Source organism: Acrocarpospora macrocephala (assembly GCF_009687865.1).
Lineage (GTDB): Bacteria > Actinomycetota > Actinomycetes > Streptosporangiales > Streptosporangiaceae > Acrocarpospora > Acrocarpospora macrocephala.
On sequence record NZ_BLAE01000090.1, the window covers coordinates 25,870 to 40,961 of the forward strand.

A 15,092-nucleotide genomic window follows, 5' to 3' on the forward strand; every position below is an offset into this window, starting at 1 on the left:
TACCTCAGGGGACTTCGTTGCGGCTGTACCTTGCCACGCTCAATCCCACCGATTCGGTCATCTCCGGGTTCCTGCCCGCGGCGGACACGCTCGGCTGGGACGTGACGATCCTGACCGACCGGCCCGAACGATACCCCGGGTGCGAGACGATCGGGACCGACGTCCGGGACGTCCGGGCGCTGATCGACACCATCGCCCGGCACCATCCCCCGGACGTGGTGTTCACCAATTCCGACCATATCCAGGCGGAGACCGCCCTCGCGGCGTCCTATTTCGGCCTGCCCGGTAAGGATTGGCGCGCTTGCCTGACGACCAAGAACAAGTCCCTGACGCGACGCGCGCTCGCCCTGGCCGGGGTGGAGTCGGTCCGGTCGGTACGGCTGCCGCCCGGCGATCCGCCACCCCTGGAGTGGCGCGGACCCGTGGTGATCAAGCCACGGGAAGGTGTGGCGAGTGAGGACGTGATCCTGGCGCGGAACGCGCGGGAACTGTGGACCGCCGCGTCGGCGATCAAGGCGCGGCGTCCGGGCGAGACCCTGGTCGCGGAGGAGTACCTGGAAGGCCCGCTGCTGACCCTGGAGACGTTTGGGGACGGGCGGGAGATCCGGGTGCTGGGCGGATATCGCACGACATTGGGGCCGTTGCCGCATTTCGTGGAGGAGCGTCTGGATTGGGAGCCTGACGGCCCGGGTCGGGACCATGTCCTGACGGCGCTGAACGCCCTCGGAGTCGGTTTCGGCGCCTGCCACACCGAATACGTCCTGACCGCCGCGGGCCCTCGGATCATCGAGATCAACTACCGCGTCATCGGCGACAACTGCGACTTCCTCCTCGCCGATCTCCTGGACATCCCGCTTTTCGAGTGGATCCTGCGAGTCCACGCCGGGGAGGTGATTGCCGACTTAGGCGAAATATCGCCTGAGCACGATGCCGGAACCCTGGGTGGAGAATCGCGATACACAAAGGCAGACAGTGCCCGGATGCGTGATTTCGCGCTGGAAACTGTCGCCCATAGCAGCTCGGCGCAGAAAGTCATCGCCCACGACGACACGCCGAAGGAAGTCGTCGCGCACCACGGCAGGGCGCAGGTAGTCATCGCGCCCAGTCGCATGATGCATGGTGCCACGGTCAGCCTGCTCGCTGATCGGAGTGGAACGATCGTCGCCGCGCCGCCCGCGCAGGAGCTGGTCATCGGGTCCGCGCGGGTCTGGCACAACCCGCTTCGGGCGCTGGGCGACTACGTGCAGCTCACCCATACCAACCGCGACTACCTGGGACTGCTCCGGGTGGTCGGGCCCGATCCGGTGGCCGTCGACGACGCCGTGCGCCGGTTCCGTGAGGAGCAACCATGGGTGATCTCGTGATCTCGCTGCCGCGACGGCGGGGCGTGCGGGCGGTTCCGGCGCGGGAGGCGTACCTGGCGGCGCGGGTGCTGAACGCGCTGCTGCGGGAGGACTACGGCGGGCTGGCGGCACGGGTCACCCGGGATAAGGCCGGGGTCGCCCTAGAGCTGGCCTCCGGGCGGAAGGTCCGCCTGACCTCGGGTGGTTTCGCTGGCCTATTTCAGGATTTCGTCGTGGCTTCCGATGAGGAATTGGAGCTCGACGAGGTCCTGGAGACGCTGGCCGACGTCGCCGAACCCGAAGACACCGCGGGCGTGGCGGCGTTCGCCGAGGAATGCCGAGAGACGCTACTCGCCCTCGATTTGTACGCCGCGCACGACATCGAGTCCGGTCTCTTCGTCGATCGGACGACGATCGGGTATGAGTCGTTGGCTGCGTGTGTCGATCATCCGATTTATCCGACCGCGAGATGCCGGTCGGGGCTGAGTTCGGCGGAGTTGCTGGCGTATGCGCCGGAGTTCTCGCCGGCGTTCGAGTTGCGGTGGGCGGCTGTTCCCAAAGAGACCGTTAGCTCGCGTGGGGTTGGGGAGTTCTGGCCGGGATTCTCCCAGGTCGGGCTGCCGGAGTTGGGGACGCATGTGTTGTTTCCCGTGCATCCGTTGTCGGTGGGGAGTCTGCCTGGGGTGATTGTGGGGCCGGTCCCGTATCTGCGGGTGCGGCCGACGTTGTCGATGCGGACGGTGGAGGTCGATTCGCGTACCCATCTGAAGTTGCCGTTGGCGACCAGCACGCTGGGGGTGCGGAACCGGAGGTCGATTCGGCCGGGGACGCTTAGGGACGGCGCCGAGGCCGAGCGGTTGCTGCGGGGTGTGCTCGATCGGGAGCCTGGGCTGCGTGTGCTGCTCGCCGATGAGCAGACCTACGCGCACGCGGGCGAGGAGTATCTGGCCTGGATGATCCGCCGCCTTCCGGAAGGCGAGATCGTCTCGGTGGCCGCGCTGGCCGCCCCCGGCGTGCTACCCGATCTCGCCGACCGTCATTACGAGGGTGACATCACCGCTCTGCTCAGGGACTACCTTTCCGTTCTGTTCGCCTGGAACGTCACGCTCTTCGTCCGGTACGGCATCGCCCTCGAAGCCCACCAGCAGAACCTCGCCCTCGTCTTCGGCGACGGCCCCATGCACCTGCTGGTCAAGGACAACGACGGCCTGCTGGCGGCACCGGACCGGCTGGCCGCCTCCGGCCTTGAGGTGCCCGCGTTCGGGGATCAGCGCATGTTCACCGACGACCCGCACGCGCTCGCCGACGTATTCGTCACGATCACCCTGCATCTGGCGGCCGCGGCGATCACGGTCGGCGCGCTCGGCGAAGCGGACCTGGTGCGAGCCACCCTCGCCGAAGCCCTGGACGCCTTCGGCGACGACCCCAAGGCCAGGCTGCTCAGGGCCAGAACCCTGGACGCGGCCAGGCTGGTGGGCAAGTCGATGGTCACCGCAGGCACTTTGGTTGACAAGCACCGCACCGGCGCCAGGGATATCAACAAGTTCTACGGCACCAGTGGCCCCAACTATCTCCTGATCACGCAAAGGAGCGTGTAATCCATGGACCGCCTTGTCGTTGAACCCTTCACGAGCTCGGGCGCGGATGATTCCGGTTGGTCCGGGGCTGCGGAGATCGCGGAGAGGGCCACGGTGGCCGCGCTGTTGCGGTGTTGTGTGCGTGAAGTGGCCGGGCCGCGTGGGCAGGTCTGGCCGTCGGACGACCATCTCCTGCTGGAGCTGGGCGGCCGGTGGTTGCGGGCCCGGACGAGTGGCGGGATCGCGTTGCGGCTGGAGCGGGGTGAGTGGCTGCGTGACGGGGTCTGGGAACCGCTGAGCTCCACGATGCTGGTCGAGCTGATCATGGCGGAGCTGGGCGGGGACAATCCGGAGTTCGCCGAGCAGGTGGCGTCCAGCAGGTCCGTGCTGGAGGTGCTGGCTCTGGTCCGGGAGGAGGTCGCGCCGTCGCAGGATCCGTGGCTCGCTTCCGAGCAGTCGCTGCTCTTCGGGCACGCGTTTCATCCCACGCCCAAGGCGCGGATGGCGGCGAAGGGCGACTGGCTGAGCTACGCGCCGGAGGCGTACGCGCGGTTTCCGCTGCGGTTGCTGGGGGTTCGGGCCGATCTGGTGGTCGAGGAGGGCGACCCGAGCGCGCTGGATCGGCTGGGGACGGCTCCGGAGGGGTACGCGCTGCTGCCGGTGCACCCCTGGCAGTACGAACTACTCGACCTGCCGATGGACGGACGGCTGATCGATCTCGGTTTCACGTCTGGGCTTTCCACGCCAACTTCGTCGGTTCGTACGGTGTATGAGCCGGATCTGGACAAGTGCCTGAAGTTCAGCCTGGATGTGCGGATCACCAACTGCGTACGGAAAAACGCCTGGTATGAGCTGTCCGGGTCGGTGGAGTTGTCGCGGCGGCTGGCGCCGGTGTTCGCGGATCTGGCGGAGACGTTTCCGGGGACGCGGTGGCTGCCGGAGCCGGGGTATCGGTCGGCTGATCTTGGGACTGGGCTGCTGGAAGGGCTCGGGGTGCTGGTGCGGTGCAGTCCGTGGGGGCGTTCGGGGAGCGGGGTGACGCCGGTGCTGGCGGGGGCGCTGGCCGTGCGGGATCTGCGGCGGGCGGATCCGATGGCGTGGTGGGTGGCGTATGTGGAGCGGGTGGCGTTGCCGGTGTTGGACGCATATTTCCGGCATGGGGTGGTGTTGGAGCCGCATCTGCAGAACGTGCTTGTCGGGCTCGACAGCGAGGGCATGCCGGTAGAGGCCGTGTTTCGCGACCTCGAAGGGACAAAACTCGTCGGTCACGATTTATCTGGACTTGCTCCGGAGGTGGCGGCCGCGCTGGAGTACGACGCCGAACGCGGCTGGAACCGAGTCGTCTACTGCTTGTTCGTCAACCACCTGGCCGAAATCGCAGCCACCCTCGAAGGCTCCCACACGCTCCGCGAACTATGGACGGCCGCCAGCGAAATCCTCACCGCCTACGCCGAAAGCCGCGGCTGGCCACCCCCACTAGCCGACCTACTCGCCGGCGTCCCACTCCCCGCCAAGGCCAACCTGACCGTGCGCTGGTCCCGCGCCGCCGACCGAACCGCCACCTACGTGCCGGTGGCCAACCCATTGTCGAGGCGCGCATGAACCTCCAACCCGACGGCGACCCAACTGCCAAGAGCCGGATAAACCCGCGACCTGACCGCCCCAACGGTCGAGACCGGATGCACCCGCAACCCAATAGCGACCCAACTGCCCCGACTGCCGCGAGCCGGCTGGACCCAGCCCGCGCGTCCATCCCCCAACCTCCCGATATCCGGACAGTCCTTCGCGAGTACGCCGGACGGCTGGGGGACGTTCCGGCCTATGTCTACGATCTGCCCGGTTTGGACGCGCATGCGGGGGCGATCCGGCGCGCGTTGCCGGGGATCGAGATCTATTACGCCGTCAAAGCGAACCCGGATCCGATGCTGTTGCGGGTGATCGCGCCGCATGTGGATGGGTTCGAGGTGTCATCCGGAGGTGAGTTCGCACACGTGCAGTCGGTGCTGCCGAACGCCCGGATGGCCTTCGGCGGGCCTGGCAAAACCGACACCGACTTGGATCTCAGCCCATACCGGCTTCATGTGGAAAGCTCCGGCGAAATGCGGCGGCTGCTCCGGCGGGCGCAACCCGTGGACGTCCTGCTGCGCGCCAATCTGGATGTGCCACTGACCGGAGCCGCCCTCACCATGGGCGGCGGGGCCACACCGTTCGGCATGGATCCCACCGGTATCGAGGAATGCCTCCGACTCATCGGCGGTCCGGTGCGATTTCGTGGCCTGCACGCACATCTGGCCAGCGGCCTTGACGCCCCAGACCTGCTCAAGCTGGCGACAGCGGTAATCGGGTACGCCCGGGAGATCGGCGCCACCGAAGTCAATCTGGGCGGCGGTATGGCCGTGGACTACCAGGATCCGGAACGACGCTTCGACTGGCTGGAGTACGGCTGCGGCCTGGCCGGATATCCGGAAAAACTCCGGATCGAACCCGGACGGGCAATGACCGCGTATTGCGGCTGGTATCTGACCAAGGTCCTCGACATCAAGCGGGTACACGGCGAACTATTCGCCATCCTCACCGGCGGAACACACCATCTCCGCACACCCGTCACCAAAGGACACAACCAGCCATTCACCGTGTTCAGCTCTTCCGCCCACCCGGAGGAGAAGTCCACGAACGCGGGCTATTCCGACCGCCCAGAGGAGAGATCCACAAACGCAGGCTATTCCGACCGCCTGGGGAGGATATCCGCACCTGCGGATTCCCTCGACCACCCGGAGGAGTGGGCCATAACCGCGGGCTCTACCGACCCGCCCGAGAAGGTCGCCACAACTGGAGGCTCTTCCAACCCACTCGGGACTGCAGGCTCTTTCAACCAACCCGAGACGTCCAGGGGCTCTCTACGTGTGCCCGAAGAGACGGTCACGCTGGTGGGGCAGTTGTGCACGCCGAAGGATGTCTTCGCGCGGCGGGTCAGGGTGTCGTTGGAGGTTGGGGATGTTGTGGCGTTCGGGATGGCAGGGGCGTACGCCTGGAATATCTCTCACCATGACTTCCTGATGCACCCGAAGCCTGATTTTCACTACATTTCGGGAATTTCGTAGATCAGGGCGGTTAGGTCTTCGGATTCCATTAGGTCGACTGGGCGGACGGTCTGGTTCGCGCGTACATAGTGGAAGGCGGCGCCGACCTTCTCCAGTGGTGTGCGGGAGAGTTGTGCCCAGGCCAGCCGATATGCGGCCAGCTGGATCGCGGCCGTGCGAGCGGCTCCGCCCCGGGGGCGTTCGCCGGTCTTCCAGTCGACTACGACATATCCGTCTCGTTCCCGGAAGACGGCGTCCATCCGCCCGCGGACCAGCCGGTCGGCGATCACGGTCTCGAATGGGACCTCCAGGTCGACCGGTGTCTGGTCGGCCCAGCGGCTCTCCTCGAACCTGGCGCGCAACTCGGTGAGGCGTAGATCAGCCTCGGAGATCGCGTCGGCCGCGCCGGGCAGTTCGAACTCGTCGAGCAGGCGCTGCTGCCCCCAGCGGGACTCCAGCCAGCGGTGAAAGGACGTGCCCCGGCGGGCCAGCGGTGCCGGTTTGCGCGGCAGCGGTCGGCGGATCTGCTTGGCGAACCCCGATGGATCCTGGGCAAGCGTGACCAGCGACGACACCGACAGCCGCACCGGAAGTTCGACAATGCCAGACTCGCGGCGACGATCACGTTCGCGGAGCAGGAGTTCGGTGTCACGCGCCCACGAGCGCATCCGTTCACGCTCCCATTCCTTCACCTCGCCCTGACCTTCCTCCGACAGCCCATCCATCGCCTCGGCGACCATGTCGGCCCCCTCCTTGATGGCATCCCGGACGACCACCTGCGGCCAGGTGGCCTCCGGCGGCTCCGCCAGCAGCGGGTTCTCGTCGACCTCGCCCTCGGTCCAGCGCGGCACAGCGGTGGCGTGCTCCTTGATCTCCTGAAGGAATTCGGACGGTTCGAGCGGCTTCGACGAACTCCCCCACCGGTAGCCGGAGGCGATCAGCAGATAATGCGCACGAGTCACCCCGACATACGCCAGCCGCCGCTCCTCCCGAAGGTCCCGTTCCCGGCAACGCTCGTCGAAATCGGCCAGCGCCTCCTTATCGAGACCGGTCAACTCCGGCAGATCAGCACTGTCCCCACGCAGCACGTAGGGAAGTTTGCGGGGATTCTCCGTCCACCGGGAGTTGGTAACCGGAGTCGCCGGAAAGATACTGCCCTTCGCCAGACCACCACGCTGCGTGGTCAGCTGGGACAAACCAGGCACGACGACGACCGGCCATTCCAGCCCCTTGGCGGCATGCACGGTCATCAGCTTCACGCTGTTGGTCTCACCGACCCGGCCCTGCTCCAAGCCGAATTCTTCGCTTTCCGCGGCTTTGATGTAGGCGAGGAACGCGCCCAGCGTGGGATCCTCCGCGTCACCGGCGAACCGGCCGGCCGCGTCCTGAAAGGCATCCAGATCAGCGCGGGCCGCCAGCGGGCTGCCACCCCGGGCGGCCACCTCCACATCCAGACCGAGCCTGCGTTCCACCTCACCGATCAGATCGGGCAACGGCTGCCCAGCGTGGGCGCGCAGCAGCCGGAGCTCCATCGCCAGGGTGGGCAGCCGCTCCTGAGCGAGCTCGGAGAACTTGGCCCGCCACTCCTCCTGGTCGGGCAGCTCGTCCAGCGCGTCGATCAGGCTGCCGCGCTCAGCCTCCAAGTCGGCGACGACCTGCTGCAGTGGGTCCTGTCCGGGCCGGTGCCCGGCGTCACGGTTCAGCTCCCGCGCCAGCTCCCCGAGAACCTTCAGGTCCGCCGGCCCGATCCGCCAGCGTGGCCCCGCAAGCAGCCGGACAAGCGCGTCGCCCGCAGTCGGGTCGTACATAACCCGAAGCGTCGCCACGATATCCGCCACTTCAGGCACGGTCAGCAGCCCACCCAACCCCACGACTTCCACCGGAATGTCCCGCGCTTCCAGCGCACGCCGGATCGCCGGAAACTGCGATCGTTTGCGCGCAAGAATCGCCACATCCTGGGGTTGTACGGCATTCGCCCCCCCAAACACGCTGGACTTCGCCTTGGCGCGTTCGCCCTCCCCCCACGGAAGACCGTCGGGCGCGGTCTCCTGCCCGAGCGTCCCGGCAATACCCTCCGCGATCCAGGCGGCCTCGTCCTCGGCGGTCTCATGAAAGGCGCAGATCACGCGGCCCCGGTCGGCGCGGTTCTCACCCGGGACCAGAACGGGCACCTCGGTCGCCTCCCGGCGCAACTCGACCTGAACCCGAGCGGCCACGTCGAGAATGCGCTCGCCGTTGCGAAAGCTCACCGAAAGCTGCCGGATCGGGGCAAGCTCACCACGCGAAGTCCGGAAATCCTCCGGAAAACGCGTCAGGTTGCCCGCCGACGCGCCACGCCAGCCGTAGATCGACTGGCAGGGATCGCCAACGGCGGTGACCGGATGCCCGCCACCGAACAGCGCGCGCAGCAGAACAAGCTGGGCATGACTGGTGTCCTGGTACTCATCCAGCAACACCACCGTGAACCGCTCCCGCTCCAGCTCCCCCACTTCCGGATGATTCGCCGCGATCCTCGCGGCCAGCGCCATCTGATCGCCGTAGTCGATGACCTCCCGCCGCCGCTTGACCCGCTGGTACGCCTCGACCAACGGCACCAACTGCTCCCGTACCAGCTGCACCTTGACCGGTTTCTGCTGCGGCAACGTGACCCGCCCGGACAACGCGGCCAGCCGTTCCCGCAGCCAGTCGCCGGTGCGGTAGACGTCGTCCGGTTCGCGCAGGTGCTCCGACAGCTCGCCCGCCAGCTCGAGCACGGCGGCGGTCACGCTGGCCGGGCCCAGATCGACGTGATCCATCGGGCCGTCGTACTGGCCGACCACGCGGGACGCCAGCTGCCAGGCCACCGCGGGCGTCACCAGCCGCATCGTCGGTTCCATCGCCTCGCGCAGCGCGTGGTCGGTGACCAGCCGGGCGGCGTACGCGTGATAGGTCGAAACCGTGGGTTCGGTCTCCAGCTCGGCGATCAGACCGGCCGAGACCAGACCGGTCAGGCGTTTACGCACCCGTTCGGCGAGTTCGCCCGCCGCCTTGCGGGTGAAGGTCAGACCGAGGATCTGCTCCGGCCTGGCGTACCCGTTGGCGACCAGCCAGACCACCCGCCCGGCCATGGTCTCGCTCTTGCCGGAACCGGCACCCGCGACGACCACCATCGGCTCGCGATCGGCCTCGATCACGGTGGCCTGCTCAGGCGTGGGCGGTAACACCCCGAGCTTGACGGCCAACTCGTCCGGAGTCAGCACACCTGGCCTCCGCTGTCGTTGACCGGGCAGGAGATCTTGGCGGCGCAGGTGCGGCAGCCGTCGTTGACCTTGGCGACGAAGAGCTGGGATGACATTCCGGCGGCCACGGTGGTGACCAGGTCCTCAGCCCAGCCGGGGTCGGGGTCGTCGCGGAGGGCGCCCTGGCGCTGTTCCTTGGCGTCCTTGCCCGCGGCCTTGCCGAGTTGCACGAGTGCGGCACCGCCAGGCTCGACCAGGCCGTGGCGTTTGAACGCCCCGAGCAGGGTGGCGAGCTGGTAGACGCCGAGCTGGGGGTGCCGGTCGAGCTCGTCGTCCTTGGGTTTGCTCGTGCCGGTCTTGATGTCGATGATCACCGCACGGCCTTCGCCGTCGCGTTCGACGCGGTCCACGCGGCCCTTGATGACGACACCGTCGGAGACGACGGCGGTGAACGCCTCCTCGGGGGCGATGAGTTCCCTCGGGTTCTCCGCGTGCCAGCGGAGGAAACGTTCGACCATCTGCTCGGCGACGTGCCGCTGCTTGCGGTTGAACCAGAGGCCGCCGAAGTCGAGTTCGTCCCAGATCTCGTCCAGCCGGCCGCTGAGGGCGTCGACGGGATTGTCCTCGGCGGCCAGCACGGCGATCGCGTGGATGACCGTGCCGAGGCTCTGCGAGACGCTGGCGCTGCTCGCGCCGACGGCTGTCTCCAGGACCCAGCGCAGGCTGCATTTGGTGAAATTCTCGACGGCGGACGGGGAGATGCGGACGATGTCGTCGGGCCAGGCGAGAGGGCGGTCGTCGGAGAGTTCGGTCAGGGCATACCAGGTTTTGGGGTCGGCGCCGGGGATCTTGGCTTCGGCCAGGCGGGCCAGGTGGCGGGCGGCGGCGCGGCGCAGCGGTTCCGGGCGGGACTGGTCGCAGACGGTGGCGCGCAGGTCGGCGACCAGGGCGGGCATGCTGAGCCAGCGAGCGCGGTCGTCCACGGTGGCCGCCTCGAGTTCGCCCGGCAGCAGTTCGGCCAGGAACCGGGACGGTCGCTCCTCGGCGTCCTCGCCGCCCACCGCGGTGACGACCAGCTTGCGCTTGGCCCGGGTCGCGGCCACGTAGAACAACCGCCGCTCCTCGCCCAGCATCTTGGACCCCAGCGCCGCCTTGACCGCGTCGGTCCCGTCCAGCCCGGACCCGCCGGCCACCTCGACAAGCGTCTCAGTGCCCAGCAGAGACCCGCGCAGCCGCAGATCCGGCCAGATCCCTTCCTGTACGCCGGCGACGACCACCACGTCCCATTCGAGCCCTTTGGAGCGGTGTGCGGTCAGGATGCGTACGGCCTCGCCGTCGGGCGCCTGCTCGGCCAGCGAGTCGGCCGGGATCTCCTGCGCCACGAGATCATCGAGAAAGACCTCGATCCCCGCTTTCGGGAGCCGGTCCACGAACTTGGCCGCGTAGTCGAACAGCGACACGACCCCGTCCAGATCCCGATCGGCCTGCGCCCCCCGCGCTCCCCCACCGAGACTGACCGACGTCCACTTCTCCGAAAGCCCCGAAGCCTGCCAGACCTCCCAAAGCACCTCTTCGGCCGTCCCCGACTTCCGCGCCGCCTCCCGCGCCACCTTCAACAACCGAGCCACCCGCTCCGCCGGCGCCGCCACATGCGGCTCCAACAACCCCAGCTCCCGCTCATCCCGCAGCGCCGCAATCACCATCTCATCCGACGACCGCATCCCAAACGGCAACATCGGCTGCCTTGCCCCATCCTCCTGCCCCTCAACACCCTCCTGCGCCGCGCCCAGCTCGTCGGCACCCCCCGCACTCAAACCATCGGCATCCCGCCCACCAGCACCTTCCTCCTCCGCGCCTAAACCACCCGCAGGCTGCTCACCGAGATCGTCGGCGCCCTCCATCCCTGCGCGCAAACCACCCGTATCCCCCTCGCCGGGACCCTCGGCGCTCTCCTCCCCGGCACCCAGCCCATCGGCATCCCGCTCGCCTAGATCGCGAACGCCCTTCTCGCCCTTGCCCAGACCATCGGCATCGCCCTCGCTGTCGGCGCCTTCCTCCCCTGTGCTGACGGCTTGCCCGTCGCCCACCACGACCGCCTCCCCCTGCGCGGCGGCCGCCAAAGCCTCATGTTCCGCGATCCGGAGCGCCCGCCGCAGCCGCCGTACGCCGATCATGTCGGTGGCCCCAACCGGCCCGGTCAACAACTCCTCCGCTGTGGCCACATCCAACGCCGACGGCCGGACCGCGGCCCGAAGCAACGTCACCAACGGCCGGACCCCCGGCTCCTGAATCAGCGGAACCTCATCCCCCGCCACCACGACGGGAACCCCCACCGTCAACAACGCCCGCCGTAACGTCGGCACCTGCCGGGTAGCACTCCGCACCAGCACAGCCATCCGCGACCACGGCACCCCATCAAGCAAATGCGCCCGCCGCAACACATCCGCGACAACCGCCGCCTCCTGGCTCTCACTATCAGCCAGGATCACCCGAACGCTCCCAGGCTCATCGTCATCGGCCGCCACCAAATCCCGATGCCCACCCCTCTTCCCCACAACTCGGACAGGGTTTCTCCCCACCAATCCGTCGTCGTTTGTGGGGAGAGCTCCTTCGGTTGGGGTGTCCCAGAGGGTGGGCTGGATGTAGAGGTCTCGTTCGTTGGTGGGCATTGGGGCTGAGGGGAGGCGGGAGGCGACTCGGCGGGAGGCGGTCAAGAGGTCGGAGCCGCTTCGGCGGGAGAGGTGGAGGGCGATTACGGGGGCCTCTTGGCCGGTTATGGTGCGGAAGCGGTCGGGGAATTTGAGGATGCCCTGGACGTCGGCGCCGCGGAAGCCGTAGATGGACTGGTCGGGGTCGCCGACGGCTACCAGGTTGCGGCCCTGGCCGGCGAGTTGGCGGAGGAGGGACTCCTGGGCGGGGTCGGTGTCCTGGTACTCGTCGACGAAGATCCAGTCGTAGGCGGCGCGTTCGCGGGTACGGGGTTCGCCGTGGCTGAGGAGGCCGGCGGCTTCGCGGATGAGTTCGGCGTAGTCGAGGCTGGGGGTGGGGTCGAGGTCGAAGCGGTCCTCGTAGCGGTGGGAGAAGTGGCCGGCGGCCTCCCAGTCGGCGCGGCCGTGGGTTCTGCCGAGGTGGATGAGGGCGTCGCCGTCCAGGCCGCGTTCGGCGGCGCGGGAGAGGAAGTCGCGGAGTTCTTCGGCGAAACCTCGGGTTTTGAGGCCTTCGCGCATACGTTCCGGCCAGAGTCTGGCGCCGTCTTCGAGTTCGCCGTGCAGGAGGCGGCGGACTTCGAGAAGTTGTTCGGGGCCGGTGAGCAGGCGCGGCGGGGGCTCGTCGGCGAGCAGGGCTTCGCGGCGGAGCAGGGCGTAGGCGTAGCTGTGGAAGGTGAGGGCCAGCGGGGTTCTGGTGGTTCTGCGAAGCCGGGCGGTGATACGTTCGCGCAGTTCACCGGCGGCTTTGCGGCTGAAGGTGAGGACCAGGACGCGTTCGGGGTCGATTCCGCGTCTTTCGATCCGTTCGACGACGCTCTCCACTAGGGTGGTCGTCTTGCCGGTGCCGGGCCCGGCCAGCACGAGCAGCGGCCCGCCCCGATGGTCCACGACGGCACGCTGATGCTCGTCGAGCACGGGAGCGATCCCCCGCCCCACGCCCCCACGCCGCACCAGCCGGTAACTCATAGCGCTTCATTCCACCAGATCGCGGGGACAGATCGTGCACCCTTGACGGCACGCTAACCCCGCCACCCCCACAGACCCGACAACGACACGGCCCCAGGCCGTTTCGGTCTATCCCGCCACAATTAACACCAGACCCACCGTCGGCGGGGCACTCACCGCTATCCGACGCTGTTCACGCGGATGATGGCCCTCACCGCACCAGCGCCAGGAGCGACAGCGGCATCGGGCTGGCATGCGGTCATCCTCGGCTGAGTGAGTGTCAGGGAGTACGGAGCTGTCACTTAGGCAGAGCGGGGTGGGTGCCGTAGCGGAGGCCGTCGACGAGCAGGGCGATCATGCGCTGGGTGTAGGCGTCGTCGTCCGGTTCGACGATGCCGCTGATGGCGCGCAGGAGGTCGTAGGGGATGACGTCGGAGCGGATGTCCCCGGCTGCCGCGGCGGCGTCCAGAAGCTGCGTCAGGGCGGGGACGAAGCGCTCCATGAAGTACGCGGGCAGGCTTTGGTAGGCGGGATCGCCGGAGTGCAGGGCGGATTTGAGCCCGCGTTTGGCGGCGACGAACCGTGCCAGGTGCCGCAGCCAGCGGGTGAGGGCCTCGACCGGCTCGTACTGGTCCGCCAGGGCGGGGGCGGCCTCGGCGCACGCGTCGACCTCGTGGCGGAAGACGGCGGTGATGAGGTCGGAGCGCTGCGGGAAGTGGCGGTAGAGGGTGCCCGCCCCCACGCCGGCCTTGGCTGTGATCCGTCGCACGGGGGCGTCCACTCCGTCGGAGGCGAAGACCTCGGCGGCCGCGGTCAGCAGAGCGTCCAGGCTGCGCTGAACGTCGGGCCGCATGCGGCGGGCGGGCGGTGCTTCGGCGGTGCGGTCAATCATGGCTGGCAACCCCTTGCAATACGGAACAGTGTTCCATATTGTGAGTGCTGAACGGCGTTCCGTTTTTAGTTTAACGGGCGCGCGACCAGCAGTCCACGCAGGAGGAGAACCATGCGGTACCGCACGCTGGGCCGGACCGGCATCAAGGTCAGCCCCTACGGGCTCGGCGCCTTGATGCTCGGCGCGTCCATCGGCAACCCCGACCACGACGACTCGATCCGCATCATCCACAAAGCGCTGGACGCGGGGATCAACCTCATCGACACCGCCGACGCGTACGCCCGGGGCGCGTCCGAAGAGGTTGTCGGCAAGGCGCTCAAAGGGCGGCGTGACAGCGTCGTCCTTGCGACCAAGGTGAGTCTCCCGATGGGTGATGATCCCAATCAGCAGGGCGCTTCGCGGCGCTGGATCATGGCCGAGGTCGAGAACTCGCTGCGTCGCCTGCAGACCGACCACATCGACCTCTACCAGATCCAACGGCCGGACCCCGACACTGACATCGAGGAGACGCTGTCCGCGCTCTCGGACCTGATCCGCAGCGGTAAAGTCCGTGCGATCGGGTCGTCCACGATGCCCGCCTCCGACATCCTCGAGGCCCAGTGGGTGGCCGAGCGGCGCGGCCTGGAACGGTTCCATACCGAGCAACCGCCCTACTCGATCCTCAACCGCGGCATCGAAGCCGAAGTGCTGCCGATCGCGCAACGCTACGGGATGGGCACGCTGGTGTGGGGCCCGCTCGGGCAGGGAATGCTCACCGGACGCGTCCGCAAGGGCCAGCAGACCGACCTCGTCCGCGCTGCCTTCTTCAAGGTCTTCAATGATGAGCGCCGGCTTGCTGCCGTCGAACAGCTCATCCTGCTCGCCGAAGAGGCGGGCCTGCCGATGACGCACCTCGCGATGGCGTTCGCGATCGCTCATCCTGGTGTGACCAGCGCGCTCATCGGGCCGCGCACGATGGAGCACCTCGACGATCTACTCGCCGGCTTCGACGTCACACTCACCGACGAAATCCTCGACCGGATCGACGAGATCGTCCCGCCCGGCACCGATATCGGCACGCTCGACCAGGCCTACTTGCCCCCGGCCATCAAGAGTTCAAGCCTCCGCCGCCGACCCGTCAGTGAACGCACCGCCGCCTGACGGCATCCCCTCACCAGCGGCAACCCTGGTGATTCCCTCGGGCTCGCCCGACTCCGCCCGAAGCGGCAGGTTGATCAGTGTGGTTCTCCCACCCACCCGACCCTTGTGATTCCCCTCGGGCTCCGCCCGACCCCGCCAGCACCGTGGTCGCGCGAACGAAGCGGCAGGTTGATCCGCGTGGTTCTCCCA

8 protein-coding genes are annotated in these 15,092 nt (G+C 68.0%); 5 read left to right on the top strand and 3 right to left on the bottom strand.

Features of this window, described 5'->3' with window-relative positions; translation table 11 throughout:
* Window positions 1–17 precede the first annotated feature (17 nt).
* From Amac_RS56950 to Amac_RS57605, 4 genes are all read left to right on the top strand, one after another.
* Window positions 18–1,364 (top strand): ATP-grasp domain-containing protein, encoded by a 1,347-nt coding sequence (locus tag Amac_RS56950; protein WP_246269174.1) that lies wholly within the window; start codon window positions 18–20, stop codon window positions 1,362–1,364.
* Window positions 1,349–2,941, top strand: a complete 1,593-nt coding sequence (locus Amac_RS48060) for an IucA/IucC family protein (protein ID WP_155361137.1) — start codon at window positions 1,349–1,351, stop codon at window positions 2,939–2,941. Before Amac_RS56950 ends, Amac_RS48060 begins: the two co-directional genes overlap by 16 nt.
* Before the next feature lie 3 nt (window positions 2,942–2,944).
* Complete coding sequence (locus Amac_RS48065) at window positions 2,945–4,522, top strand: IucA/IucC family protein (protein WP_155361138.1); 1,578 nt, start codon at window positions 2,945–2,947, stop codon at window positions 4,520–4,522.
* Between the two features lie 239 nt (window positions 4,523–4,761).
* The gene (locus Amac_RS57605; protein WP_281356416.1) at window positions 4,762–6,021 is read left to right on the top strand and encodes a type III PLP-dependent enzyme domain-containing protein; all 1,260 of its coding nucleotides are present in this window, start codon (window positions 4,762–4,764) and stop codon (window positions 6,019–6,021) included.
* On the opposite strand, the gene Amac_RS48075 is transcribed toward Amac_RS57605, so the two are convergent.
* The 3 genes from Amac_RS48075 to Amac_RS48085 all read right to left on the bottom strand — a co-directional run bounded on the left by Amac_RS48075 (window position 6,000) and on the right by Amac_RS48085 (window position 13,763).
* Window positions 6,000–9,239, bottom strand: a complete 3,240-nt coding sequence (locus tag Amac_RS48075) for an ATP-dependent helicase (protein ID WP_155361139.1) — start codon at window positions 9,237–9,239, stop codon at window positions 6,000–6,002. The genes Amac_RS57605 and Amac_RS48075 overlap by 22 nt on opposite strands.
* A complete protein-coding gene (locus Amac_RS48080) occupies window positions 9,233–12,892 on the bottom strand; it encodes an ATP-dependent helicase (protein ID WP_155361140.1) in 3,660 nt (1,219 codons plus the stop codon). The genes Amac_RS48075 and Amac_RS48080 overlap by 7 nt, the downstream gene beginning before the upstream one ends.
* Window positions 12,893–13,169: 277 nt before the next feature.
* Window positions 13,170–13,763, bottom strand: a complete 594-nt coding sequence (locus tag Amac_RS48085; RefSeq protein ID WP_155361141.1) for a TetR/AcrR family transcriptional regulator — start codon at window positions 13,761–13,763, stop codon at window positions 13,170–13,172.
* A gap of 171 nt (window positions 13,764–13,934) precedes the next feature.
* Between Amac_RS48085 and Amac_RS48090 the strand changes: the two genes are divergently transcribed.
* The gene (locus Amac_RS48090) at window positions 13,935–14,903 is read left to right on the top strand and encodes an aldo/keto reductase (RefSeq protein WP_307729855.1); all 969 of its coding nucleotides are present in this window, start codon (window positions 13,935–13,937) and stop codon (window positions 14,901–14,903) included.
* Window positions 14,904–15,092 lie beyond the last annotated feature (189 nt).